Source organism: Tropicibacter oceani, assembly GCF_029958925.1.
Taxonomy (GTDB): Bacteria; Pseudomonadota; Alphaproteobacteria; order Rhodobacterales; family Rhodobacteraceae; genus Pacificoceanicola; species Pacificoceanicola oceani.
In genome coordinates this window covers 162,823-185,971 of sequence record NZ_CP124616.1, presented here as the reverse complement: position 1 = coordinate 185,971, position 23,149 = coordinate 162,823, and the positions used below count along the sequence as shown (strand labels likewise).

Below are 23,149 nucleotides of genomic sequence, written 5' to 3'. Positions count from 1 at the left end.
GCGCAGGGCGGTCATTTTACCGCCCCGCATCCACCACCAGCGCCGCCAGCCGATAAAAGCCATGCGCCATCTTGGTAAAGGGCGTCAGCAGGAAAAACGCCAGAACCGCCCCAAGATGCAGCGCGAGAAGCAAGGGCATGAGCGCCGTTTGCCCAAGCGCATAGAGCACCAGCCCGCTGAGCCCGACAAAGCCCAAAAGCCCGACAAAGCCGATCTCGCCGCCAAGCGCGCTTGCCGCGCCCAAGGCCGGATCGGCACGCCGTTTCAGGCGGATCATCTCGATACAGCCAAGGGTCATCATGACCCCGCCGGACAGGCCCAGCAGCTTGGGCAAGGACCACAGCGGATAGGGCGCGGGCATGGCCAGGGCGTAATGCATGACCGTCGCCGTGCTGGTCGAAGCAAAGCACAGCAGGAACCCGTACATTACGGCCTGATGCGCCAGTCGACGTGCGGATGAAAAGCGGTCTTCGTCCTCGAAATTGCAGCCGTCGCCATGCCCGCCCGACAGGTTCTTCATCCTGGCGGCCGACACAAGGGCGGTGCGCAGATGGGCCAGGCGCAGCGGCCCCGCGCCAACCGCGCGCCAATAGCGGCGCAGGCTGATGGCAATGCTGAGCATCGGAAACACGAAGGCAGGCAAGAAGATGGCCACCATCGCGTTATGCGACAGAACCGCGTAAAAACCCTCTCCGCCGACCGAGCCAAGGGTGCGCGCGGCCCAGAACATCAGGGCAAAGCCAAGCACCGTCGCCAGCGCGATCATCACGCCGCTTTTCTGGAACGCCCGGGCGCCGGCGCGGGGAAAGGCGAAGTCTTCCCAGCTGTCCTGCCGGACCTCGGCCAGCGCGCGCGGCAGGTTCAGGTCGAATTCATGCGGCGCAGTGTATTGGCAGGCATAATAGCAGCCCCGACAATTGTGACACAGGTTGGCAAGTTGCGTCAGGTCCCCGTCGGAAAAGGCCCGTTCCGCGTGCAGGGCGGGGAAGACCGAACAATAGCCCTCGCAGTAGCGGCAGGCGTTGCAGATCTCGGCCTGACGGCGCGCTTCCTGAAGTAGATCAGCTTGCATGGGCGGCGGCCTCCTTGCCTGCGATGCGTCCAAAGACGGTGCCGATTGTCATGCCGAATCCGGCAAGATAGCCTTGGCCCAGGATTGAACCGGCCATGGTTTCACCCGCAGCCCAAAGGTTGGAAACGGGCCGGTTGCCAATGGCGCATTGCGCCCGCTCATCGACCTTCAGCCCCAGATAGGTAAAGGTGACCCCGGTGCGCAGGGAATATCCGTAGAACGGCGGCTCGGTGATGGGCCGGGCCCAGTTCGTCTTTGGGATCGCAAGGCCGGTTGTGGCCACGCCGTCCAGCTCGGTCGGATGGAAATTCGATGTGTCGCCGCAGGCTGCGTTGAAGGTCGCGACGGTCTTTGCAAGCTTGTCCTCGGGCAGCCCCATCGCCTTGGCCAGGTCCTCGAGGGTGTCGGCCTTGATCGGCGGAAAGACAGAGGGCATGAACAGGTTCAGCGATTTGGCGTCTATGATGACATAGCCCACCTGGTCGGGCTGCGCGGCCACCAGCCGCCCCCAAATGGCATAGCGTTTCGGCCAGACGTCTTCGCCCTCGTCGTGGAACCGCTGCGCGTCCTTGTTCACCACGATCGAAAAGGGCACGCAATCAAGCCGCGTGACGATGCCGCCATCGAATTTCGGGGCGCGCCCGTCGATGGCCACGGCGTGGCATTGCGTCGGATCACCCACCTGCGCGACGCCCTGTTCCAGCAGATCGGCCAGCACCACGCCGCGATTGTAGGGGGTGCCGCGGATCAGGAAATTCCGGGCCGCCGGTCCCCAGGCCCGCGCCAGCCAATCCGTATCCGCCTGAAACCCGCCTGACGCCACGATCACCGCCTTGGGCGTGAGGCGCCGGGATTCACCGTTCTGGGTGTAGTCGACCCATGCGATGCGGTCGTCCTCAAGCTCCAGATGGGTGACGGCGGCCTCGTAGGCCACCTGCACGCCAAGGCGTTCGGCGGTGCGGTAGTAGGCATTCACAAGGCTTTTGCCGCCGCCCAGGAAAAAGGCGTTGGTCCGCGCCAGTGACAGCGTTCCCGACAGCGAAGGCTGGAAGCGGACGCCATGGTCTTGCATCCAGGGCAGGCACTCTTCGGAACTGCGGATCGCCAGGCGGGCCAGGGCCACGTCGGTCTTTCCGCCCGTCACTTTCATCAGGTCGGCAAGGTATTCTTCCTCGGTGTAGCTGTCGACAAGCGGGCCAAGGGGGCCGTGATGCATGCAGCGAAAGTTGCGGGTGTGGCGCGAGTTTCCGCCGCGATAGGGCTTGGGCGCGGTTTCAAGGATCAGCACCTGGGCGCCCTGTTCCGCCGCCGTCATCGCCGCGCAGAGCGCCGCGTTGCCGCCGCCGATGACGACGATATCCGGTGTCATAGAAAGTCCCCATCGTATTTCAGGCCCTGATCGGGGCGGGCGCGCAGGGCGCGGACGCGCACGCGTTGCGCCGCCTCGATATGGGTTCGCATCGCGACCTCGGCCGCGTTGCCATCCCGCGCGGTGATGGCGGCCAGGATTTCGGCGTGTTCCTCGACGGCCTTCGTGGCGCGGTCGGGTTCGGTCAGGGTGGTCGGGCCAAGGATCAGCAGGGCCTTTTGAAGGGCATGGATCGATCGGGCCAGGAACCGGTTCTTGGCCGCATCCAGCAGCGCCGCATGGAACTGCCGGTTCAGCACAAAGGCCTCGGGCGCGCTGCCAAGCGCGGCAAGCTGGCGGTTCATGTCGGCCAGTTCCTCGATCTCGATGTCCGAGGCCGCGCGGGCGGCCAGCCGTGCGGCGGTGCCTTCCAGCACGGCGCGCATTTCGTACAGTTCCATGACTTCGGCGTAGTCAAGGGCGCGGATGCTGGCCCCCTGGCGCGGCAAATGGGTGACGATGCCATCGGCCTCGAGCTGGCGGATCGCTTCGCGCACGGGGGTGCGCGACATGCCCAGCCTTTCGGCCAGATCGGTTTCGCGCAGACGGTCGCCGGGGTTCAACCGCCCCTCGCGCAGTTCGGTCAACAGGCGGCTGTATGCGGCGTTGCCTTGCGGCGTGCTGTCATCCGTGTTGGTCATCCTGTCCCCTTCAGGTCATATTGCATACAGGTGGATACAAGCGTACACAGATTGCGTCAAGACAGGCAGGAGGCCGGTTTGCGCAAACATCTTTTGGTTTCCAGCGGCGCCCGCCGCGCGTTCACCTTTGTCCTGGCGGCTGCGGGGGCCGGTCTGTTCTGGGGGCTGGACCTGCCACTGCCGGTGCTGTTCGGACCAATGGCCTTTTGCCTGGCCGGGGCGCTTTTGCATGCGCCGCTCAAGGGGTTTGGCCAGGTCTCGGTTGCGGCCCGCACCATTCTGGGTGTCGCTGTCGGAGCTTCGATCACGCCCGCCGTGGTGGCCGAGCTGCCGCGCATGGCCCTGTCTGTGGCCTTGATCCCGGTCTTCATCGGCCTGATCGCCCTTGTCGGCGTGCCGTTCTTTCGCAGGGTCTGGGGGTTCGACGCGCCCACCGCCTATTACGCGGCGATGCCGGGCGGCTTGCAGGACATGGTGATTTTCGGCACCGAGGCAGGCGGCAATCCCCGGGCCTTGTCGCTGGTTCATGCAACGCGCGTTCTGATCATCGTCACGCTGGCACCTTTTATCCTGACGCATTTCTATGGGGCGCCCTTGGACAATCCCATCGGGGCGCCCGCGGCCGATCTGCCCCTGCACGAGCTTGCCTTGATGGTCGTGGCGGCCATCGTCGGTTGGAAGGGCGCGGAGCGGCTTGGGCTTTTCGGGGCTTCGATCCTGGGGCCGCTGATCCTGACCGCGGTCTTGTCGTTGACCGGGATGCTGCATTTCCGTCCGCCGGCCGAGGCGATCCTTGTCGCGCAGTTCTTTATCGGCTGCGGCATCGGGGTGCATTTCCTTGGGGTGACATGGGGCGAGCTGACCCGTGTCGTCGCGGCCGGGGTCACCTATGTGCTGGTGCTGGCCCTGCTGGCCGCCGCCTTTGCGGGCGTGGTGACGACCCTGGGGCTGGGGCAGCAGGTGCCCGCCTTTCTGGCCTTTGCACCCGGCGGTCAGGCCGAGATGACGGTGCTTGCCATCGTCACCGGCGCGGATCTGGGGTTTGTCGTTACGCATCATCTGGCGCGGATCGTGCTGGTGATTGTTGGCGCGCCGCTGGTCGCCGGGATCATCGCGCGCAGGCGCCGCGATTGACCCTGGAGGCCTGCCGGGCCCAAGCGGCCGCAACCCGTAGAAAAGGTCCGGCGCCCTGCCGCGGCGGCCATGCGGACCGGTTCGGCAGGGCAGGGGTTAGTGTGACAGAAGAACGGGAATGCGGGCCTTGGCCAGAATTCGCGGTGTCACCCCGCCCAGGAAATCCTCGCGGAATTTGGAATGCTCGTAGGCCCCCAGAACCAACAGCGAGGTGTCGTGTTTCTCGCAATAGCCCAGGATCGTCTCGGCCACCGGATGGGTTGTGGGCCATTCTTCCAGGATCGCCTCGACGCCGTGGCGTTCCAGATGGGTCATCAGATCCTGGATCGGCCAGTCTTCGCGGCGGCCCACGGTCAGGACGCTGACCCGGCCCTCGCCTTCCAGAAGGCGCAGGCTGTCGGACAACGCGCGGGCGGCGGCGCGCCCGCCATCCCAGGCCAGCGCCGCATGGCTATGTTCGGCGCCCGCGTCATAGCCCGCCGGCACCACGATCACCGGCCGACCAGACAAAAGCGCAATGCGGTCCGGATGCAGGGTGATGTGTTCGTCATCGTCATCGGACCGCGCGCCGACGATCAGCAGGTCATAGTGCCGGGCGGCCGTGGACAGGACCGTATCGACGCGGCCGGTCACCTCGTGCAGTTGCAGCGCGTTGGCCAGGCCAAGCGCCTTGCGCTCGGTCTCGAAGGTGGCTTCGATGTCGCGCACCAGGTTGCTGTTGGCCTCATCCAGAAGCGCCTGCGCCTCTTTCGGGATCCAGCGTGACCGGCGGTCGATCACTTCGTGCCGGGTATGGGCCAGCATCGCGGTGACATGGGCGCCGTGCCGTTGCGCAAGCGCGGCCGCATAGCGCAGCGCCGCAACTGACCCTTTCGATCCGTTGAAAGCCACAAGCAGGTTCATCACGGGCATGTCAGCGTCCTTTCCAGACTGCAGCAGGAACATAGACCCTGCCATCCGCCAGTTTTCGCGCGGTGCGCAACAGACCGGCGGAATTCAATGTGAAGTGGTTGTTCATTTCGAAATCCACCAGAACCTCGATCGTTCCCGAGGCATGCTCGAGCACCACGTTGGCGGGGCTGGTGGTGGGCCGGTCCAACAGGCCGTCGGCCACCGTGCCGGGTGTCAGTGCGCAGGAGGCAAGGCATTGGGACCCGGTGACCGCCATCGAAGGATGCGTCGTCCAGGGCATGAAATACCGCGTGGCGATGGTGCCGCCATCACGCGCCGGGGCAAGCAGGCCGAATTTCGGTGTCACCGATTTCGCCACATCGCCCATTCCCATGGCCGCCCCCGCCTTGAGCCGCACCGCCTCCATCCGTTCAAAGAAGGTGCGGTTGGCGTCCAGCTCGGCCACGCTTTCATGGCCGGAAAGCCCGAAATCGGCGGCGCGGGCGATGACCATGGGCATCGCGACATCCATGCAGGTGACTTCGATCCCGTCGAATGTGTCCCGCAGGTTGCCCGTGGGCAGGAAAGCCCCGGTCGACGATCCGACAACCCCCATGAAGTTCAGCGCAATCGGCGCGGCGCTGCCAGGCACCCCTGCGATCGCCGCATCGCCGTCATAGCGTAGGGTCCCGCCCGGGGTTTGCAGCCGGGCAAGCACCCGCGCGCCAGTGTTGACGGCGCGGATTTTCACCTCGGTTTCGTCGCCGGTGGGTTTGATCAACCCCAGTTCGATGGCGGCAGGGCCGACGCCTGACAATATGTTGCCGCAGGTCGGTTTGAAATCGACCAGCCGATCTTCGACCGAAACCTGCGCAAAGAAATAGTCCACCTCGGCCCAGTCGTCGTCGGATGGGGACAGCATGGCGACCTTGGTGGTGACTGCCACGCCGCCGCCGATGCCGTCGATGTTGTGGACGTGACCGGACCCCAGCACCGTCAGCAACACCTCGGCAAGGGCCTGTTGGTCCTGGGGCAGGTCGGCACGGTTGAAGTAGGGCCCGCGCGATGTTCCGCCGCGCATGAAGACAAAGGGAATGCCTGTCTGTGCCATGTCAGTTTCTCCATGCGGGGTTCATTTCAGGGGCCAGGGCAGGTCGACGGCGTCCTGCAACAGTCCCGGCGGGAAATCGCGGTTCAGGGCGCCGGCCATCACGCACATCAGCGCGATGCCGCTGGCGGTCAGGATCAGCGTCTTGGCCCAGGGCGTCTGGGCGCGGACCCGCAGGAAGGCGACAAGGAAGCCCAGCAGCGCAAGAATGAAGCCCAGCAGATAGGTCGCCACGATCAGGCCCAGGAACCAGGCCAGCGTTCCCCAAAGGCCATAGGGCGCATCGGCGTCCTCGCCGGCGTGTTCCTTGTCGGCGAACAGGGCGTCCGTTTCGGGGCGCAGGATCATCTGCACGATCAGGATCAGCAGCGCGACCAGCGTGATGCCCCCGATGATCAGCGGCACGATCTTGTCCGTCAGGTTGTAGTCGGGGATCATGTTCGCATTGATCAGCGCGGCCACGACATAGGCCATGATGACCAGCGCAAAGACCATCGGCGCGCGCTTGGAGCCGGACTGGACGTCGCCTTCGGCCATGATGGATTTGGACTGCCGGATGCCCAGGACCACGGACACCACCGTCACGATCAGCAGCACGATCACGATGGGCGACAGAAGATAGTCGATCCCTTCTTCGAACGATTTGCGGAACCGGAACGAGGCGATCTGGAAAGCCTGGTTGGAAAACTTCTCGACCGGGTTCGACAGGACAAAGCCGATCAGGAAGGCCGGGCGTGACCAGTCAAAGCGGCGCAGGAAGATGCCGATCAGACCGATGGCGAACAGGGCCAGCAGGTCTTCGAAGTTCTGCCCCGACTGGAACGCCGCGAACGAGATCAGCATGAACAGGAACGGCGCAAGATAGGTGAACCGGATCGTGGTCAGCCGCGCAATCGGGTTCGAGGCCGCGATGCACAGGACCGTGCCCACGACGTTTGCCAGCGCCAGCAGCCAGACGATGGAATAGGTGATGTCCAGGTTGTCGCGCAGCATCGCCGGCCCGACCTCGATATCGCCCGACCCAAGCAGCGCGATGGCCCCGATGAAGATCGCCATGGAGCCAGAGCCCGGAATGCCGAACAGCAGCGTCGGGACAAGCCCGCCACCTTCCTTGGCGTTGTTCGAGCTTTCCGGCGCGATGACACCGCGGATTTCGCCCTTGCCGAACCCGGATTTGTCCTTGGTGGTCTGGACCGCGTGGCCATAGGCGATCCAGTCCACGACCGACCCGCCCAGCCCGGGGATCAACCCGACCAGCACGCCGATCAGCGAACAGCGCACCGACAGCCATTTGTTGGCGAACCAGTCCCGCACACCGTCGGCCCAGCCCGCGCCCAGCCCGGTTTCCCCGGCGATGGATTTGTCCTGGCGCAGCAGCGAAACGATCTCGGGCACCGCAAAGATGCCCAGGCCGACGATCACCAGTTGCAGCCCGTCGGTCAGGTAGGGCAGGTCATAGGTCACCATGCGCAGGCTGCCGCCCGCATCGGCCACGCCGATGGTGCCGATCAACATGCCAAGGCCCGCGGCGGCAAGCCCCTTGAGCGGGACGCGGCCGGCCAGGACGGCCACCATCGACAGCCCCAGCACGGTCATCATCAGCATCTCGGGCAGACCAAAGGCCAGCACGATGGGACGCGCGATCACGATGAAGACCGACAGGAACATCGCCCCGACAAGCCCGCCGAACAACGATGAGGTAAAGGCCGCCGCCAGCGCTCTGGCGGCCTGACCCTTGCGGGCCAGCGGGAACCCGTCAAGCACCGTCGCCTGCGAGGCGGACGACCCGGGAATGCCCATCAGCACCGATGAAAAGGTGTCAGAGGTCGGCACGACGGCGACCATCCCGATCATCAAGGCCAGGCCCAGCACCGGGTCCATCCCGAACATGAAGGGCAAAAGAAGCGACAGGCCCGCGATACCGCCAAGCCCGGGGAAGACCCCGACCGCCAGTCCCATGACCACCCCAAGCACGAGGTATCCAAGGACGACAGGTTGCAAGATAAGAGCCCATGCCTGGCCAAACGCAGGCAGGGCGGTCGCGAAGATGTCCATCGCACCGGCCTTTCGGCTAAAGATTTTCGAGGAAAGAGAGGCCGGGTTCCTGCGTGTTGCGCGGGAACCCGGCGAAGCCTGCGCTTATTCCAGCGTCACGCCGTAGGACGTCTTGAGCCAGTCGATGACATAGGCTTTTGCTTCGTCCGAAACGACGGTCGCCTCAGCGGCGGCCTTTTGTGCGCCGGCACCGACGAACAGCGGGTATTCGCCCACTTCGTTCGATGCGATTTCGGCAAAGTCGGGCCGGGCGCGCACGGCAGTGAAGGCGTCGACATAGGTGTCGACGACATCCTGCGGCGTGCCCTTCGGCAAAAAGGCGATTTTCTGCGACGGGTAGCCGGCGATGAAGAAGGCCTTCCAGGCATCCCAGGCGACACCTTCGGCTTCGCAGCCCTCGGTGGCCTCGCAGACTTCCTTGAAGGACGGCATGTCCGGGAAGGTCGGATCGCGGACGATCACGCCGTTTTCGTCCAGCGCGCCCCAGGACATCATCGGGACGGCAGTGCCCGCCGCGACCAGATCGGCCGCGCCCGACAGATAGCCCGAGGAGGTCTGGTAATCGATCGTCGCCTCGCCGCGTTCGAACATCAGGCGGCCGTCACCGCGCCCCTTGATGCCAAAGACCGGTTCGACGTTCATGCCCAGCATCTTCCACGCCAGCAGCGGCACAAGGTCCAGCCCGGTTGCCCCCTGCGAACCAAAGATGAAATCGACGTCCTTCAGACCATTGGCCGAGCCGTCGAATTTCTTGCCGTCCTCGGCGTTCAGATAGGCGACACCGCCGGTGCCGGACGCCATGACCGGGATCCAGTCGTTGTATTCATAGCGCACGCGCGGATCGTTCAGCAGATAGGGGAACTGGGTCGACCCCGAGGTGCCGAACAAAAGCGTTCCGTCGCCGTGTTCCTGTTCCTGGAACCAGTTGGCGCCTTTGGTCGATCCCGCGCCCGGCATGAATTTCACCACCACGGTCGGCTGGCCGGGCAGCTCTTGCGACAAGAGCGGCGCAAAGAAGTTGGCCCATTTGGCCGAACCGCCGGTTTCCGAGAAGGGGATGACCCACTCGATCGTCTTGCCGCTGAAATCGACTTCGGCCACGGCCGGTGCCGCCATAAGGGCGATTGCTGCAACAGAGGTTGCAAGTGTCTTGATGGTCATAGGTGTCCTCCCGTAGACCCTGAGGACCGGTGCGCATTCCGCTCCGGTCGCCATGTTTAACATTCAGGGATCGAATCCCTCCTCCAACAGCGCTAACCTGCGATCTCAACCTTGCGCGAAACTTGCGCAACCTGACAAAGTTCTGAGCATGCGCATTGCGATCGTCGAAGACAACGAAGCCCTCGCCAATGGTATTGCCTACCGTCTGCGCGATCGTGGCCATGCGGTCGACATCCTGCATGACGGGCGCGATGCCGATGAATTCCTGTCCCAGGAGGGCGCGGACCTTGTGGTGCTGGATCTCAACCTTCCCGGGCTCGACGGGCTGGAGGTGCTGCGCGCGATGCGCCGACGCGGCGACAGCACGCCAGTGATCCTGCTGACCGCGCGCTCCGAGACGGCCGAGCGTGTCGCCGGACTGGATGCCGGAGCGGACGATTACCTGACGAAACCCTTCGAGATGGACGAGCTGGAGGCGCGGCTGCGTGCGATGGCACGGCGCAAGAACCTGGAATTTGCCGCCTTTGACCGGCTAGGGCCGCTGGTCTTTGACCGCGATGGCCGCCAGCTTGTTCTGGACCAAAGGCCGCTTGACGTGCCGCGCAGGGAAATCGCGACGCTCGAATGTCTGCTGGAACGGCGCGGGCGCATCGTTTCCAAGGCGCAGCTGATCACCCATGTCTATGGCACCGGATCGGACGCCGAGGACAGCGCGATCGAGCCGCATGTCTCGCGGTTGCGCAAACGGCTGGAGCCCTTCGGCATCCGCATCCGCACCGCCCGCGGTCTTGGCTACATGCTGGAGATCGACGGCTGATGCGGGTCTTTTCCCTGCGATTGCGGCTGGTTCTGGTGATCCTTCCACCCTTGTTGCTGCTGTCCGTCCTGCTGGGCCTCTGGCGCCTGAACGCCGCCGAACGCACCTCGGAAGAGCTGTTCGACCGCAGCCTGCTGGCCGCGGCGCTTGCGGTGTCGCGCGATGTGGCAATCTCGGGCGGGGATGCGTTGCTGCCCAGCACACGCGGCTTCATCTCGGATGCGGGCAGCGGCGAGATCTTTTATCACGTCACCGGGCCGGGTGGCATATACGTCACGGGATACGCCTATCCGCCCCGGCCCGAAACGCAGACGCAAACCGGCGAGCCTGCCTATTTCCACGCCGACTATCGAGGAGAGCCGATGCGCGTCCTGCGCATGGCGGAAACCCACACCATCGGCAATCTGACCGGCGAAACCATCGTCACCGTCTGGCAGCGGGTCAGTGACCGCCGCGCCTTTGCCCGGGAACTGGCGCTGCGGGCGGCCGTCCTGATCGCGGGGCTGATGCTGGCGCTGGCGCTGGTGATCTGGTTCGGCGTCCAGATCGGCCTGCGCCCGCTTGACGACCTCCAAGAGGCGATCCGCAAACGCTCTCCGGATGACCTGGGCCGCATCCGCCGCCCGGTTCCAAAAGAGGTCGCGGGAATCGTTTCCACCCTCAATCGGCTTTTCGGGCAGGTGAAGGACAGCATCGACGCGCACCAGGCCTTCATTTCCGACGCTGCGCATCAGCTGCGCAATCCCGCGTCCGCGCTTTTGGCGCTGGCGGAAAGCCTGCCCGGCGTCAAGGACCCGGCCGAGCGCGAGACCCGCCAGCGCGACCTGATCCATGCCGCACGTCGCTCTGCCCGGCTGGCCGACCAGCTGCTGTCGCTTGAACGGCTGCGCTATGACACGGCGGGGAAGCAGACGGTTTTCGATCTCAATGAGATCATCGACGAGGCGTGCCGTACCCTTGCCCCTGTCGTCCTGTCGCGGGATATCGGTTTTGGCTTTGAACGCGCTTTGCAGGCCCTGCCGGTGCTGGGCGATCCGGTGCTGATGGGCGAGGCGCTGACCAACCTTGTCGAAAACGCCCTGCACCATGGCGGCCCCGGGATGACACGGATCACCGTCAGCACGGCGTTGCAGGACGGTCAGGTTCTGCTGACGGTCCAGGATGACGGGATCGGCATTCCCCCGGATCAGGCCGACACGGCGTTCCGCCGCTTTTCGCAACTGCGCAATGGCGAAGGCACCGGGCTGGGCCTTGCCATCGTGGAACAGGTGGCCCGCAGGCATGGCGGCACCGCCGGGCTGTTGGCGGTCGAACGCGGCACGGTGCTCCGCCTTGTGCTGCCGGTGCATGCCGCGCCGGGTGCCTGAGGGCCGCTTGACCCGCTTCAATCTGCTTGTGGGCGGGGCGCTGATCCTGTCCACTATGGTGCCAGAACGGGAGGAAAGACATGACAGGTCAGACAGACGACAGGCCATTCTGCGCAAGTCCGGACGCGGCCCCGCGCGCGGCGTCCTTCGAGATGCCGGCAGGGGCCTGCGATACGCATTTCCACGTTTTCCCGTCCGGGCACGAACATCGCTATGTGCCGGACCGCAGCTATACCCCGCCGCCGCTGGAGATCGGCGACTATGACCGCGTCGCCGCGTCCTTGGGGATCGCGCGCGCGGTGGTCGTGCAGCCCAGTGTCTATGGCGAGGACAACACCGCCGCGCTTGCGGTGTCGGGTGCCGATCCTGTCCGGTTGCGGGCGGTGGTGTCGGTCACGCCGGATGTCACGGACGCCCAGCTGGCGGCCTTTCACGCCGCCGGGGCGCGCGGCATTCGCGTCAACGTGGTCGACAGCGGCGGCATGACATTTCCGTCGATCAACGACGCCCTGACATTCACCGCACGCATTGCCGATCTGGGATGGCACATCGAATTCCTGGCCCATGTCGAAACCTTCGAGGATATCGGCGCGGTTCTGGCGGCCTCGCATGTGCCGGTGGTGTTCGGGCACCTGGGCTATACCAAGGTGCACAAGGGCCTGAACGATCCGGGGTATCGGCGTTTCCTGAACGCCTTCGAAGGTGGTCAGGCCTGGGTCAAGCTGACGGGTCCTTACCGGATCAGCGCGCTGGACAGGGTGCCCTATACCGATACCGCTGACATGGCCCGGGCGCTGATTGCCGCCAATCCAGACCGGCTGATCTGGGGGTCGGACTGGCCGCATGTGCGCCATGTCGGCGTGATGCCGAACGACGGCGCGCTGCTGGAACAGCTGGCCGATTGGGGGTGCGACGCCGCGCTGCGCCGCAAGATCCTCGTTGATAATCCGGCGGCGCTTTATGGTTTTCCGGACATGCCGGCCTAGGTCCAGGGGCCGCTTTGGGGGCCTTTCCGGGTCTTGGGGATGCGGCTGCTGGACAGCGGCTGGCTGGCGCTGCGCGGGGCGTGACCGCGCTTGGCTGCCATCTCGCGCAGGGCGGCGACGCGGTTTTCGGTTGCGGGGTGGGTGGCGAACAGACGGTCGCGTTTATGCGCGTGCAGCGGGTTGATGATGAACATATGCGCCGTTGCCGGATGGCGTTCGGCCGTGTCATTGTCGATCCGGGCCGCCCCCATGGCGATCTTTTCCAAGGCCGAGGCCAGCCAGAGCGGTTGCCCGCAAATCTCGGCCCCTGCCTTGTCGGCGGCATATTCGCGTGTCCGGCTGATCGCCATCTGCACCAGCGCCGCCGCCATCGGCGCGAGGAACATCATCAAAAGCGTTCCCAGAAACCCCATCCGCTCGCGCGAGCCACCAAAGAAGAAGGCAAAGTTCGCCAGCATCGAAATCGCACCGGCAAAGGTCGCGGTGACGGTCATGATCGCGGTGTCGTGGTTGCGGATATGCGCCAGTTCGTGGGCGATCACCCCGGCCAGTTCTTCTTGGCTCAGACTGCGCATCAGGCCGGTGGTCACCGCGACGGCGGCGTTTTCGGGGTTGCGCCCGGTGGCAAAGGCATTGGGCTGCGGCGTGTCGATCACATAGACCTTGGGCATCGGTAGGCCGGCGTTCCGCGCCAGGTCGGCGGTCAGGGCATGCAGGCCCATCCGGTCGCCCTGGATCACAGGCTGGGCGTTGTGCATCCGCAGCACCATGCTGTCCGAGGTCCACCAGGTAAAGGCGTTCATCGCCGCCGCGACGACCAGCGCGACCAGCGCGCCGCCCGATCCGCCCATCAGGTAGCCCGCGCCCATGAACAGCGCCGTCAACGCCGCCATCAGCATCGCTGTCTTCACATAGCCCATTGTCGTCTCCTGAATGTCTTGCGCAATCGGTAGTCGAAATATGGGGATGTTTGCGGCCCGCACAAGCGCGGGCGCCCAAGGTTGGGGCAAACCGCCACTGGAAACCGCGGCCCCGCGACTAGGCGCCGGGCCTGTCGGGCGCTTGGCGCAGCGCCATCGTTTCGCGGGCCATATCCTCGGCCAGGTGGGCGATGTGATCACGCGGCGCGCCGCGCAGCAATTCCACCCGCAGCGCCGAGATATTGGCCTGGTAGCGCCGCGCAAGGCGCATGGGATCGGCGACTTGCGAGATCTCGCCCGCGGCACGGGCTGCTTCGAAGGCTTGGGCGAATTCGGCGCACATCTGGTCAAGATAGCGTTGCGAGGCGGCGGCAATTCCGGGGTCCGTCGATGCGGTGTCGATGACGGTCTTCATCAGCATGCAGGCCTGCCGCGACGGATCGCCCTGGGCAAGGCTCGCATAGGTCCGGAACTGGGCGGCCAGCCCTTCCAGCGGGGTTGCGGCCTTGGCCATCTGTGCGCGAAACCCGTTGCGCGAGGCCTCGAAATAGCGCTGGATCGCCAGAAGATAGAGGTTTTCCTTGCTTTCGAAGGCCGCGTAGATGCTGCCCGGTTTCATCGACAGCGCGCTTTCCAGGTCTTTCAAAGAGGTCGCGTGATAGCCCTTGCGCCAAAACACGGTCATGGCCGCATCCAGTGCGGCATCACGATCATAGTTCGTGGCGCGGGCCATGGGTCAGCCTTTCATCTGCGCAAGCTGGGTCAGAATGCTGGTGTAGTTTTCAACGCCCTGCGCCCCGGTGACAAGATGTTTGCGGTCAAACACCATGGCGGGCACGCCGGAAATCCCCTGCTGTTGCCAGAACTGCTCGGCGCGGCGCACGTCGTTGGCATAGCGCTGATCGGTCAGCACCGCCTCTGCCTCGGTGCGGTCCAGCCCGATCTGGGACGCGATTTCGGCCAGCACGCCAGTGTCCGACAGGTTGCGGCGATGGGTGAAATGCGCCGTGAAAAGCGCCTGTTTCAGGTCATGCATGCGGCCCTGCGTGTTCGCCCAATGCAGCAGCTGGTGGGCGTTGAAGGTGTTGTGCATGCGCGAATCTTCGGCCCAGGCGAAATCAAAGCCCAGGTCGTCGCCAAGCGCCTTCATCTGCTGGCGCGATTGTTCCGACTGTTCGGGCGTGCTGCCGTATTTCTCGATGATGTGGTCGCGGGTGTTCTGGCCCTCGGGCGGCATCTGCGGGTTCAGCTCGAAGGGGTGCCAGTGGATGTCATGGGGCGTTCCGGTCGCCGCAAGCGCCAGGGCAAGCTGGCGATAGCCGATGATGCACCACGGGCACATCACATCCGACACGATGTCGATACGCAGGGGGTCGGTCATGGTCTGATGCTCCGGTCTTGGCCGATGCCCTGACCGGCGGCCAGAAGGATCGTTTGTTCAGCTATGTACGGTCCCGATCACAGGGCCCGCAAGTCGCTGCACTGCATCGGGTGGGGGTGTTCAGGGCGGTTGCCCGCCCTGAACGCTGGATCATTCAGCCGCGACAGCCGGTTTCTTTTCCCAGGCGAATTTCTGGAACACCTGGTCAACGGGCGTTTTGGAAAAGTGGTTGGTGTAGTTCGACATCAGCTTTTGCGCCGCCCCAAGGATGATTTCAAGAATGTTGGTTTCGGTGTAACCGGCATCCAGAAAGGCCTGGGTTTCGGCGTCGGACACGAAACCGCGGTCGCGGATCATCGCCAGGGTAAAGCTCCGCAGTGCTTCCAGCTTGGCCGTGGGCAGCGGCGTTTCATTGCGCAGGGCTTCGGTGATGGCGTCGTCGATCTTCATCATCTTGGCGATGCCGGTGTGGGCGGGAACGCAATAGTGGCAGTTGTTTTCGACGTTGATCGTCTGCCAGACCACGGTCTTTTCCTCGTCGGTCAAGCTGGTGGCCAGGAACTGCTGATGGGCAAAGGCATAAGCGGCCAGCACCGGCGGCGCGTCGGCCATCGTGCCGTGCAGGCCCGGAATGCGGCCGTTGTTCTTGAACGAGGTTTCCAAAAGCGGCTTGGCGGCTTCGGGGGCGGTTTCGATGGTGTGGATCGGGAAGGTGGCCATGGGGATCGTCCTTTCAGGGGCGGTTTTCGTGTCGATGACCTGCAAGTAGGTATTTTTGAGCGATCACTCAAGTTTATATTTGAGCGATCACTCAAATGTGAGGCCGCCACACCGACCCGCCAATCCAGCAGTGCCGCGCTTTTTGGCGACGGAACCTTGCTGCTTGTCCGTAGAAAAAGGAAAACAGCCAACAGGATGACCCCATGAAACATGTACTTGCCGCATCTTCCCTGCTTGCGCTCTGCGCCGCGCCGCTGGCCGCCGAGACCTTTTATGCCGACGTCTGGGCCGACAACTGGTTTGAAATGCGCATCGACGGCGATCTTGTCGCCGAGGACAGCGTGGCGATCACGACCGAACGGTCCTTCAACGCGGAAAGCTTTGCTTTCGAGGCCACGCGCCCCTTTGTGATCGGCCTTGTCGCCAAGGATTTCAAGGAAAACGACAGCGGTCTGGAATACATCGGGACACGGCGGCAGCAGATGGGCGATGGCGGTGTCATCGTGCAGATCAAGGACGTTGCCGGGCAAACGGTTGCGGTCAGCAACACCGACTGGCAGTGCCTGGTCATTCATAGCGCCCCGCTGGATAAATCCTGCGCGCAGCAGTCCAGCCCGGTCGCGGGCGAAGGTGTCTGCGCCTTTGAAATCACCCCAGAGCCTGAGGGCTGGGACTTGCCGGGTTACGACGCCTCGGACTGGCCGCAGGCCACCGGGTTTTCCGAGGCCGAGGTCAGCCCCAAGGGTGGCTATGACCGCATTTCCTGGGATGCGGACGCCCGGCTGATCTGGGGCCCCGACCTTGAGCAAAGCAACACGGTGCTGTGCCGCCTGACGGTCGAATGACGGGGTGACAAAGGGGCCATGCCTAGCCGATGGTCCAAAGCCGGCGCCTGGCGCCGCGGTCAAATCCGTGCCGGAACAGCGCGTTCATGTAGGTCTTGGAAAACCGGTCCGACGGGTCATGGACGATCCCCGCCGCCGGATCGCTCGAGGCGATGGACAGATCCAGACCGTTGGTGCGGGCCAGCACCTGTCTGCGCCCCAGGGGCGTTGCGCTGCGTGTCGTTGTCATCTTGGTCGGTCTTGTTTCTGTCGGGGCGTTTGTCATCCTTGGCCAGGCGTCATTGCCCCGGCGGGGCGGCAGCACGGCGCGCAAGTCATCCTCGGTGATGCCCAGCGCTTGGGCGGCGATCGCCAGATCGGGACGTCCCTCACGCGCCGTGGGCACGGCATCGGTGCCTTCGGACAGGATGTCGACGCCCATCCCTGCCGCGACCAGGTAGTCGCGCACAACCGCGGTCAGGGCGGTTTCGTCTTCGACGATCAGGATGCGCGGGTCGGTCATGGCGTTGCGTTCGGCAATGTGACGGTGATGCGCAGGCCGCCCAGGTCGGACGGGCGTCGACGCACAGGACAAAGGCTGCGCCGGTGTCCCGCACTGTCAGGCGCACCTGCCCCGGCGCATCGGTGTAGCGGATGGCGTTTTGCAGCAGGTTGTCGATCACCTGCCCGATCCGCAGCCTGTCGCAGGCCAAAGCCGCGCGGTCCGGCAGGGCCAGCGTCAGGGTGATGTCCCCGGCCGCCATCCGCTTGGCAACCGTCTCCAACTGGCGGATCGGCGTCGGGATGTAACGTGCCACCAGAAAGGCGGCGATGGCCGACAGTGGCACCGCAACCAGCGCCGACAGCGCAAGCGAGGCATATTGCCCCCGCGCCAAAGGCGGCGCTTGCATGCATATCAGGGTTTGCCGCGGTCAGGCGTCAAAACCCGTCCTGCTTGCCTTAGCGTATGCAGCGCACCAGGTTGTCGGGGCGGTCGACGTCACAGGCGTTGATCGAACACAGGTCTTCGTCGGTCAGTTCCTGGTTGGTCAGGGTCTTGATCGAGGACCGCTGCGCCCCGGCGCCGTGCCAGTCGGTGTATTCAGCCTGATCGGCGGACTTGCTCAGCGCCTTGCCAAAGGCGATGACATTGGCGTGGCTTTTGATGTCGCCAAAGGTCGTGCTGGTCCAGAAATCCAGCGTTTCGGAATCCTTGGTGATGCCAAAAACGGTTTCGTCGATGGCGGGCAGCTCTGTCTTGTCGTAATCGACGATGCTTTGCAGTTCCTTGGAATCCGGCAGCGCCCAGTCGTCATGTCCGGCCAGGTCCAGCGCTTCGCAATAGGCCAGCGCCTCGGCCCATTCGCGGCGTGTGCCGTCATCGGCCTGCTGCCACATCCGGCCCGTGGCCCTGTCGGTGACCGTGCCGTCGCCGTTGTCCTGGAAATCGTTCACACCATACAGGTTTTCCGTGCCGCTGACACAGCGCACATAGTTGCCGGGGGCATTGCCGCCGGTGGGCAGCCCGCTGTCGGCCGATGCCTCGCCGGTAAAGAAATCAAACCCGGTGCCATAGGCCTTGATATGGCCATCGGCAAAGTTGAACCCAAAGGCACCCTGGTTCTGGCCGTTGATGACCGGGCCTTTGACGTACAGGGTGCTGCTCCAGTACTGGCCGGCAAAGACCATCGGGGGCTGCGGATAGTCAAAGCCGAACACGGCGCTGTCCAGATAGGGGGTGGGTGTGCCTTGCTCGGGTTTGAGCAGTTCGCCGCGGAAATCGGCCAGCGAATACAGCTCTTTTATGGTGGGAACGCGCCAGTCGGACCGGCCCCCAAGTTCCAGCGCCTGACAAAAGGTCAGGCTTTCAGAGAACTGCAGCCGGGCATTTTCCGGCGTTTGCTGCCATGTCAGGTTGGTGACGCTGTCGGTCACGGTTCCGTCGCCGTTGTCGATGTAGACGGCGGCGCGGCGGGCGTACTGCGCATCCTGTCCAGACAGGGGCTGCCCTTCGGCGGGGCAGGCGATGGTTTGACCGGCGGTGTCAAAGCACCGGTCCTGCATCGTATCGACCAGCGGATAGGTCAGGTCCTGCGCAAGACAGGCCCCGGCGGCCGTGATGGCAAGGGCGGCAATCGCGGCGCATTCAAGGAAACGGGGCATCATCAACCTTCCTTTGGGGGGTGTCGTTCGGATCGCGCGGGGGCGTCCCCGCGCCGTGCGGGTCACTGGGCGGTGCGGTTCGCCCAGGTCTGAAACGCCGCCAGGTCATCGCTGCAGGTTTGCAGCGACAGCGCCTTGATCTGGTTGGTGGGGCTGCGCCCGAACCGGGTGTCGGCACCCAGCGTCAGGCACAGATCGGGCGCCAAGGCCGGGCTGATCGTCCCCTGACCCGCAAAGACAAAGCTTTGGGTTTCACTGCCCGTGCAATTGGCCAGGGCGACGGTCGCGCCGACCTGCGGCGCGGCGATCTCGGCGCAGACGTCAAAGGCAGGCATGTACAAAACCCCGTCGGCGAACCGGTTCGTATCAAATCCCTGGTCCACAAAGATATTGCCCGAGGGGCTGTAACAAGTATGGCCCTGAAGCCCGTTGCCGGGGTCGGCGTCCGCCCCCTGTCCGCCGGCGATATCCAGGCAGTATCCGTTCTGCGTGTTGTCCAGCAGGTCGGTCAGGTGGATTTCGACGGTCTCGGCTTGGGCGGTGGCAGCTGTCAGAAAGGCCCCGGCAAGGGCGGCAGAGAGGCGTATGTTGATCATGGCAATGAGTCTCTTGTTCGTGGTGGGGTCAGGGGCGTTGGGTCTGTCGGGGGGCTTTGCTGACAGTGCGTGGGCTGTCCTTTGCGAAACCGGTCACGCCCAGGGCGGCGCCGCCAGCAGCAGATGGGTGAGCACGGCGTCAGCCGCGTAAAAGCTCCAGTGCAGCGAATAGGCCCAGCGAAAGCCGCTGCGCATGCGCAGGTACAGATAGGGCAGCAATGCGCCGAAAAGGGTCGCGGCCAGCGTGAAGCGGGCGACGTACAGCCACAAGAACCCGTCGAAGGCCAGTCCAAGATGGAACAGCCCGAAGGTCGCCGCCATGCCAAGGCTCATGGCGCCAAGGCCCAGCCCGGCCCGCACGCCGGTCAGGATCAGCGCGGAAATCAGCACCTGCTGGAAAAGGATGTCAGCGGATTTCGGCAGGTAATACCAGGCCGATGCGAACATGAACTCGGGCGGGTTCGCCGGTGCCCGCACCTCTGACACCTTGGGCAACAGCGGCAGGACATAGACGACAAAGACCGCAAAGCCGGCGAGGATCGGCAGCAGGGCAAGCCCTTCGCGCGTCAGCCGGTCACGGTCGAGGACGTCGTTGAACAGCGACCGGAAAAGCCAGGCAGCCACGCCGGCCCAACCAAGATAATAACCCGTGAACAGGATCGGTGCGCCATCATACCCGTTTTCAAGCCCCAGCGCGTCTACAAGGGCATAGTACCCCTGGCTCGACACGATCCACAGCGCGGCGACGATGAAAAGCGTGCGGGCGATCGGGCCAAGTGCGTCGCCGGATTGGTCGCGCGTCGCTGTCGGTTTCATCTTGAGAGAGAGGGTCATGTTCTGGCCTCGCGGCTTTTGGCGCAAAGGGGGGTCACATCAAAGGGTGTCGATTCTGGCGGATGTCCATGCCCCGCCAAGGCCAAAGCGCCAGTTCTGGCCGGATGGACGGTGTATCGGGTATCGGGTCATTCAGGACGGCTCCGGATCAAAAGGCGGGGTCAGGGACGCGGCGGGCGACGGCTTGCATCGCAAACCGTCTCTCCTTGTACGGGGGCACAGCCGGTTTCCGTCGCAAGACAGCCAAGTTTCTGGTGCGAGCCCGCTTGGCCCGCGCCGGTCCGGTTTCTGGGGGTCGAGCGTTCGACCGGAACATTGTCCGGCGGCAGGGCGCAGGTCAGCGTCGGATCCTGCGGCAGGAATTCCGGCAGGTATTGTACGAACCGGTTCTGACAGGCCGGATTGGTTGCGGCGAGGGCGGCAAACATCACGGGAAATCTGGGTGCGCTGCGCGTCGCGGAAAACATGGCCGAATCCTGATTGGACTGCGGGGGCAGCCCTTGTATCCTCCAAAAGAATAGGATACTAACTATCAGCATGCAAGCTGATCAACACCGTTTTCACGGTCTCCTGCACAGCGCCGAGCTGGTCGAGGCTGAACTTCGCCGGCGGCTTTCGCCGCTTGGCCTGCAACCAAGGCAGGCCCGCGTGATCGAGGCGATGGCCCGCATCGGCCCGGTGTCCCAGGCGGTTCTGGCGTCCGAGTTTCAGATCACCTCGGCCAGCATGAGCACGATGACCGACAGGCTATTGGCGGCTGGCTATATCTCGCGCGGGCCTGACCCCGCGTCCCGGCGTCAGAACGTGCTGGAACTTACGGACAAGGGGCGCGCCCAGCTTGCCGGGATCGAGGCGGCCTGGGACGCGGTGGATGACATGCTGGCGGCGGCCCTGGGGCAGAACGCCAACACGTTCTTTGATCTGGCGCGACAGGTGCGCGATGGGCTGGGCGGCACGGTTCCCGGCTCTTGATCGGTGCGCTTGCGCGCTCTGCCGGTCAGGGAACCTTGAAACCCCACATATGGCACTGCGCGCAGGCATCCACTGATGGTTCATGCGCCCGGTGGCAGGTTTCACAGGCCTGCTCTCCCTTGTGAGAGGCATGCGGGTTCGGCTCGATCTCGGCCGTCCGGTTGGCCAGGGCATCGAATGTGCCATGGCAGGTCTTGCAGACTGCCGAGCCAACGGCCTGGGGCGGCGCGCTGCCCTGGTGACATGCGGTGCAGTCCAGCCCCATGTCGACATGGGTGTCGGCCAAAAGATGCGGCGCAGCGCCGTCCCCGGTTTCCTGGGACAGCGCCGCCCCGGACAGCGACAGCATGGCCATGGCGGCCATGCCGTGGCGGGCCCAAGTGGGAACCCGCACCGCTATTCCCCGCGCACCGGCTGGGCGGCGGCGTTCGCCCCGGCGATGCGGCCAAAGGCAAGGCATTCTCCGACGTTGGCACCGCCCTGCGGATACTGGACAAAGATCGAGCCAAGCTCACCGGCGCTGTAAAGCCCGGTGATCGGATCGCCAAAGGTGTCGATGATCTGCGCCTTGGCGTTGCGGCGCGGCCCGCCAAAGGTGTTGTTCAGGCCCGGCCACAGCTGCACCGCGTAGAAGGGCGCAGCATCAAGCGGCGCCATGCTGCTGGCGGCACGGCCAAAATCCGCGTCCTCGCCATCGTCAAAGCCCTGCACCTGCGCGGCCAGAACCGCCGGGTCCACGCCCATTTCCGCGGCCAGCCCTTCGATCGTGTCGGCGCGCTTGATCCAGCCCTTTTCGATCTCGGCGCTGTTGTCCTTGCTCCAGTCGTACATGCCGATGGGGCCCGCGGCACCAAAGAAGGTATAGACGATCGGCCCGGCCAGCCGGCGCTTTTCATCAAAGACGTACCAGGCGGGGATGCGCGGCCAGGTATAGTTGACCGTGTCATAGACCAGCGCGTTCCAATAGCCGGAATAGCCGCCCAGCTCTGCCTCGGACTTGAAGCGTTCGCCGAACTTGTCGACCACCATGTAGCTGCCGGACCCAAAGCTGGGCGCAAAGGCGGTGGGAAACCCGTCGAACTGGTATTTGAACCCGCCGCCCAGCACCGTCATGTGCCACAGGTCGGCGCCGACGCCCTGCGCCATGCGCATGCCGTCACCGGTGTTGTCGGGGTTGCCGTAAAAGACCATCGGCGAGGCCGGCAGATAGGTCCGCCGCGCGGCCATGTCGAATTCGAAACCGCCGGTTGTCAGGACAACGGCGCGCCGTGCCCTGATCGACAGGTCCTTGCCGCCCTGTGTCACCTGAACGCCCACGACCGCGCCGTCGGCGTCGGTGATCAGGCGTTTGCCGGGCGCATCCCAGCGCACGTCGATGCCGCGGTCCTGCACCAGCCCGTCGAGAAATTCGAACAGGTCCTTGCCGATCCCGACCGATCCGTCTGGCTTTTTGATCTGATAGGCCTTGATCTGGTCATTGCCGGGCCAGTCCGGATCGCGCCCGGTGGCGGAAAAGACCTCGAATTCCTGGACGCCCATGCTGGTCAGCCAATCGCGGTTTCTGACGCTTTCCTCGGCCCAGACGCGGATGGTGTCGTCGTCGATGTCCTTTGACTCCGGCATGTCGACGTTCACCAGCGAGGCGACGCTCATGTAGTCGATGCAGCCCTGTACCGTGTCGGGGGACAAAAAGACGCCAAGACACATCTGGGTGTTCGATGTGTGCCCGTCCGAGGCCTGCTTTTCCAGGACCATCACCTTGGCCCCGGCGTCATGTGCCGTGACCGCTGCGACAGCCCCCGCGCCGCCGTATCCGACGACCAGCACGTCGGCTGCGTCATCCCAGGTTTCGGGGATCGCTGCCGGTGCGGCAAGGGCGGGCGCTGCTGCCATGCCCAGTGCTGCCGTGCCCACTCCGGCCCCTGCGCCCAGCAATACGCCGCGCCGTGTGGTTTTGATGCTGCCTTTGTTGTCCATGCCGTCCTCCTACGTGTCAGGAGGGGCGTCGCGATGTCCGCCCCCGAACCCGCCGCGCGGTCGGTTCATGTGGAAAGGCACCAACCGCACCGGGCCCGATCAGCAGTGTTTCACGACTGCAA

At 64.6% G+C, this 23,149-nt stretch carries 25 protein-coding genes; 7 read left to right on the top strand and 18 right to left on the bottom strand.

Annotated features, from left to right (window positions below):
* Positions 1–16: 16 nt before the first annotated feature.
* Genes tcuB through QF118_RS00930 form a run of 3 tightly spaced genes read right to left on the bottom strand, consistent with a single transcriptional unit; the run spans position 17 to position 3,121 of the window.
* A complete protein-coding gene (gene tcuB / locus QF118_RS00940; RefSeq protein WP_282300768.1) occupies positions 17–1,072 on the bottom strand; it encodes a tricarballylate utilization 4Fe-4S protein TcuB in 1,056 nt (351 codons plus the stop codon).
* Complete coding sequence (tcuA, locus tag QF118_RS00935) at positions 1,062–2,441, bottom strand: FAD-dependent tricarballylate dehydrogenase TcuA (RefSeq protein WP_282300767.1); 1,380 nt, start codon at positions 2,439–2,441, stop codon at positions 1,062–1,064. The genes tcuB and tcuA overlap by 11 nt, the downstream gene beginning before the upstream one ends.
* Positions 2,438–3,121 carry a GntR family transcriptional regulator gene (locus QF118_RS00930; protein ID WP_282300766.1) on the bottom strand — a complete coding sequence of 228 codons (684 nt, stop codon included), beginning with the start codon at positions 3,119–3,121 and terminating at the stop codon, positions 2,438–2,440. The genes tcuA and QF118_RS00930 overlap by 4 nt, the downstream gene beginning before the upstream one ends.
* A gap of 78 nt (positions 3,122–3,199) precedes the next feature.
* On the opposite strand from QF118_RS00930, the gene QF118_RS00925 reads away from it, so the two are divergent.
* Positions 3,200–4,255 carry an AbrB family transcriptional regulator gene (locus tag QF118_RS00925; protein ID WP_282300765.1) on the top strand — a complete coding sequence of 352 codons (1,056 nt, stop codon included), beginning with the start codon at positions 3,200–3,202 and terminating at the stop codon, positions 4,253–4,255.
* A 96-nt stretch (positions 4,256–4,351) separates the two neighbouring features.
* Here QF118_RS00925 and QF118_RS00920 read toward each other — a convergent pair whose 3' ends face one another.
* The 4 genes from QF118_RS00920 to QF118_RS00905 form a co-directional block, all read right to left on the bottom strand.
* Complete coding sequence (locus tag QF118_RS00920) at positions 4,352–5,167, bottom strand: universal stress protein (protein ID WP_282300764.1); 816 nt, start codon at positions 5,165–5,167, stop codon at positions 4,352–4,354.
* A gap of 1 nt (position 5,168) precedes the next feature.
* Positions 5,169–6,257 carry a 4-oxalomesaconate tautomerase gene (locus tag QF118_RS00915; protein ID WP_282300763.1) on the bottom strand — a complete coding sequence of 363 codons (1,089 nt, stop codon included), beginning with the start codon at positions 6,255–6,257 and terminating at the stop codon, positions 5,169–5,171.
* A 21-nt stretch (positions 6,258–6,278) separates the two neighbouring features.
* A complete protein-coding gene (locus QF118_RS00910) occupies positions 6,279–8,309 on the bottom strand; it encodes a tripartite tricarboxylate transporter permease (RefSeq protein WP_282300762.1) in 2,031 nt (676 codons plus the stop codon).
* Positions 8,310–8,393: 84 nt separating this feature from the next.
* Entirely contained in the window at positions 8,394–9,470 is a 1,077-nt protein-coding gene (locus tag QF118_RS00905) for a type 2 periplasmic-binding domain-containing protein (protein WP_282300761.1), read from the bottom strand.
* A gap of 148 nt (positions 9,471–9,618) precedes the next feature.
* On the opposite strand from QF118_RS00905, the gene QF118_RS00900 reads away from it, so the two are divergent.
* The 3 genes from QF118_RS00900 to QF118_RS00890 all read left to right on the top strand — a co-directional run bounded on the left by QF118_RS00900 (position 9,619) and on the right by QF118_RS00890 (position 12,640).
* Positions 9,619–10,287 (top strand): response regulator transcription factor, encoded by a 669-nt coding sequence (locus tag QF118_RS00900; protein ID WP_282300760.1) that lies wholly within the window; start codon positions 9,619–9,621, stop codon positions 10,285–10,287.
* Complete coding sequence (locus QF118_RS00895) at positions 10,287–11,654, top strand: sensor histidine kinase (protein WP_282300759.1); 1,368 nt, start codon at positions 10,287–10,289, stop codon at positions 11,652–11,654. Before QF118_RS00900 ends, QF118_RS00895 begins: the two co-directional genes overlap by 1 nt.
* 80 nt (positions 11,655–11,734) lie before the next feature.
* Entirely contained in the window at positions 11,735–12,640 is a 906-nt protein-coding gene (locus QF118_RS00890) for an amidohydrolase family protein (RefSeq protein WP_282300758.1), read from the top strand.
* On the opposite strand, the gene htpX is transcribed toward QF118_RS00890, so the two are convergent.
* The 4 genes from htpX to QF118_RS00870 all read right to left on the bottom strand — a co-directional run bounded on the left by htpX (position 12,637) and on the right by QF118_RS00870 (position 15,661).
* The gene (htpX, locus tag QF118_RS00885; protein WP_282300757.1) at positions 12,637–13,560 is read right to left on the bottom strand and encodes a zinc metalloprotease HtpX; all 924 of its coding nucleotides are present in this window, start codon (positions 13,558–13,560) and stop codon (positions 12,637–12,639) included. The two genes, QF118_RS00890 and htpX, sit on opposite strands and share 4 nt — an antisense overlap.
* A gap of 118 nt (positions 13,561–13,678) precedes the next feature.
* Positions 13,679–14,293, bottom strand: coding sequence for a TetR/AcrR family transcriptional regulator (locus tag QF118_RS00880; RefSeq protein WP_282300756.1), 615 nt, complete (start codon positions 14,291–14,293; stop codon positions 13,679–13,681).
* Between the two features lie 3 nt (positions 14,294–14,296).
* Positions 14,297–14,941, bottom strand: coding sequence for a DsbA family oxidoreductase (locus QF118_RS00875; protein ID WP_282300755.1), 645 nt, complete (start codon positions 14,939–14,941; stop codon positions 14,297–14,299).
* A 150-nt stretch (positions 14,942–15,091) separates the two neighbouring features.
* Entirely contained in the window at positions 15,092–15,661 is a 570-nt protein-coding gene (locus QF118_RS00870; protein ID WP_282300754.1) for a carboxymuconolactone decarboxylase family protein, read from the bottom strand.
* A gap of 203 nt (positions 15,662–15,864) precedes the next feature.
* On the opposite strand from QF118_RS00870, the gene QF118_RS00865 reads away from it, so the two are divergent.
* Positions 15,865–16,506 carry a PEBP family protein gene (locus QF118_RS00865; RefSeq protein WP_282300753.1) on the top strand — a complete coding sequence of 214 codons (642 nt, stop codon included), beginning with the start codon at positions 15,865–15,867 and terminating at the stop codon, positions 16,504–16,506.
* A 22-nt stretch (positions 16,507–16,528) separates the two neighbouring features.
* On the opposite strand, the gene QF118_RS00860 is transcribed toward QF118_RS00865, so the two are convergent.
* Entirely contained in the window at positions 16,529–17,008 is a 480-nt protein-coding gene (locus QF118_RS00860; RefSeq protein WP_282300752.1) for a response regulator, read from the bottom strand.
* A 149-nt stretch (positions 17,009–17,157) separates the two neighbouring features.
* Here QF118_RS00860 and QF118_RS00855 point away from each other — a divergent pair, with 149 nt between their 5' ends.
* Complete coding sequence (locus QF118_RS00855; RefSeq protein ID WP_282300751.1) at positions 17,158–17,295, top strand: hypothetical protein; 138 nt, start codon at positions 17,158–17,160, stop codon at positions 17,293–17,295.
* 150 nt (positions 17,296–17,445) lie between these two features.
* On the opposite strand, the gene QF118_RS00850 is transcribed toward QF118_RS00855, so the two are convergent.
* The 4 genes from QF118_RS00850 to QF118_RS00835 all read right to left on the bottom strand — a co-directional run bounded on the left by QF118_RS00850 (position 17,446) and on the right by QF118_RS00835 (position 20,506).
* Positions 17,446–18,651 carry an Lcl C-terminal domain-containing protein gene (locus QF118_RS00850; protein WP_282300750.1) on the bottom strand — a complete coding sequence of 402 codons (1,206 nt, stop codon included), beginning with the start codon at positions 18,649–18,651 and terminating at the stop codon, positions 17,446–17,448.
* A gap of 59 nt (positions 18,652–18,710) precedes the next feature.
* Positions 18,711–19,244, bottom strand: a complete 534-nt coding sequence (locus tag QF118_RS00845; protein ID WP_282300749.1) for a ricin-type beta-trefoil lectin domain protein — start codon at positions 19,242–19,244, stop codon at positions 18,711–18,713.
* A gap of 93 nt (positions 19,245–19,337) precedes the next feature.
* Positions 19,338–20,078: a hypothetical protein gene (locus QF118_RS00840; protein WP_282300748.1), complete on the bottom strand. Its 741-nt coding sequence runs from the start codon at positions 20,076–20,078 to the stop codon at positions 19,338–19,340.
* A gap of 161 nt (positions 20,079–20,239) precedes the next feature.
* Positions 20,240–20,506, bottom strand: coding sequence for a hypothetical protein (locus tag QF118_RS00835; protein ID WP_282300747.1), 267 nt, complete (start codon positions 20,504–20,506; stop codon positions 20,240–20,242).
* Between the two features lie 109 nt (positions 20,507–20,615).
* On the opposite strand from QF118_RS00835, the gene QF118_RS00830 reads away from it, so the two are divergent.
* On the top strand, positions 20,616–21,050 hold the full coding sequence (locus tag QF118_RS00830) for a MarR family winged helix-turn-helix transcriptional regulator (RefSeq protein ID WP_282300746.1): 435 nt from the start codon (positions 20,616–20,618) through the stop codon (positions 21,048–21,050).
* A 25-nt stretch (positions 21,051–21,075) separates the two neighbouring features.
* On the opposite strand, the gene QF118_RS00825 is transcribed toward QF118_RS00830, so the two are convergent.
* Together QF118_RS00825 and QF118_RS00820 are read right to left on the bottom strand one after the other, a co-directional pair.
* Entirely contained in the window at positions 21,076–21,444 is a 369-nt protein-coding gene (locus tag QF118_RS00825; protein WP_282300745.1) for a cytochrome c3 family protein, read from the bottom strand.
* Positions 21,445–21,446: 2 nt separating this feature from the next.
* A complete protein-coding gene (locus QF118_RS00820) occupies positions 21,447–23,027 on the bottom strand; it encodes an FAD-dependent oxidoreductase (protein ID WP_282300744.1) in 1,581 nt (526 codons plus the stop codon).
* Positions 23,028–23,149: the final 122 nt, after the last annotated feature.

Bases quoted from the DNA above. Each gene is read 5' to 3' on its own strand.
- QF118_RS00820 (WP_282300744.1), bottom strand. From the start codon at position 23,027: ATGGACAACAAAGGCAGCATCAAAACCACACGGCGCGGCGTATTGCTG.
- QF118_RS00910 (WP_282300762.1), bottom strand. From the start codon at position 8,309: ATGGACATCTTCGCGACCGCCCTGCCTGCGTTTGGCCAGGCATGGGCT.
- QF118_RS00850 (WP_282300750.1), bottom strand. From the start codon at position 18,651: ATGATGCCCCGTTTCCTTGAATGCGCCGCGATTGCCGCCCTTGCCATC.
- htpX (WP_282300757.1), bottom strand. From the start codon at position 13,560: ATGGGCTATGTGAAGACAGCGATGCTGATGGCGGCGTTGACGGCGCTG.
- tcuA (WP_282300767.1), bottom strand. From the start codon at position 2,441: ATGACACCGGATATCGTCGTCATCGGCGGCGGCAACGCGGCGCTCTGC.
- QF118_RS00870 (WP_282300754.1), bottom strand. From the start codon at position 15,661: ATGGCCACCTTCCCGATCCACACCATCGAAACCGCCCCCGAAGCCGCC.
- QF118_RS00890 (WP_282300758.1), top strand. From the start codon at position 11,735: ATGACAGGTCAGACAGACGACAGGCCATTCTGCGCAAGTCCGGACGCG.
- QF118_RS00830 (WP_282300746.1), top strand. From the start codon at position 20,616: ATGCAAGCTGATCAACACCGTTTTCACGGTCTCCTGCACAGCGCCGAG.
- QF118_RS00865 (WP_282300753.1), top strand. From the start codon at position 15,865: ATGAAACATGTACTTGCCGCATCTTCCCTGCTTGCGCTCTGCGCCGCG.
- QF118_RS00840 (WP_282300748.1), bottom strand. From the start codon at position 20,078: ATGACCCTCTCTCTCAAGATGAAACCGACAGCGACGCGCGACCAATCC.
- QF118_RS00895 (WP_282300759.1), top strand. From the start codon at position 10,287: ATGCGGGTCTTTTCCCTGCGATTGCGGCTGGTTCTGGTGATCCTTCCA.
- QF118_RS00875 (WP_282300755.1), bottom strand. From the start codon at position 14,941: ATGACCGACCCCCTGCGTATCGACATCGTGTCGGATGTGATGTGCCCG.
- tcuB (WP_282300768.1), bottom strand. From the start codon at position 1,072: ATGCAAGCTGATCTACTTCAGGAAGCGCGCCGTCAGGCCGAGATCTGC.
- QF118_RS00900 (WP_282300760.1), top strand. From the start codon at position 9,619: ATGCGCATTGCGATCGTCGAAGACAACGAAGCCCTCGCCAATGGTATT.
- QF118_RS00880 (WP_282300756.1), bottom strand. From the start codon at position 14,293: ATGGCCCGCGCCACGAACTATGATCGTGATGCCGCACTGGATGCGGCC.
- QF118_RS00920 (WP_282300764.1), bottom strand. From the start codon at position 5,167: ATGCCCGTGATGAACCTGCTTGTGGCTTTCAACGGATCGAAAGGGTCA.
- QF118_RS00845 (WP_282300749.1), bottom strand. From the start codon at position 19,244: ATGATCAACATACGCCTCTCTGCCGCCCTTGCCGGGGCCTTTCTGACA.
- QF118_RS00915 (WP_282300763.1), bottom strand. From the start codon at position 6,257: ATGGCACAGACAGGCATTCCCTTTGTCTTCATGCGCGGCGGAACATCG.
- QF118_RS00860 (WP_282300752.1), bottom strand. From the start codon at position 17,008: ATGACCGACCCGCGCATCCTGATCGTCGAAGACGAAACCGCCCTGACC.
- QF118_RS00835 (WP_282300747.1), bottom strand. From the start codon at position 20,506: ATGTTTGCCGCCCTCGCCGCAACCAATCCGGCCTGTCAGAACCGGTTC.
- QF118_RS00930 (WP_282300766.1), bottom strand. From the start codon at position 3,121: ATGACCAACACGGATGACAGCACGCCGCAAGGCAACGCCGCATACAGC.
- QF118_RS00905 (WP_282300761.1), bottom strand. From the start codon at position 9,470: ATGACCATCAAGACACTTGCAACCTCTGTTGCAGCAATCGCCCTTATG.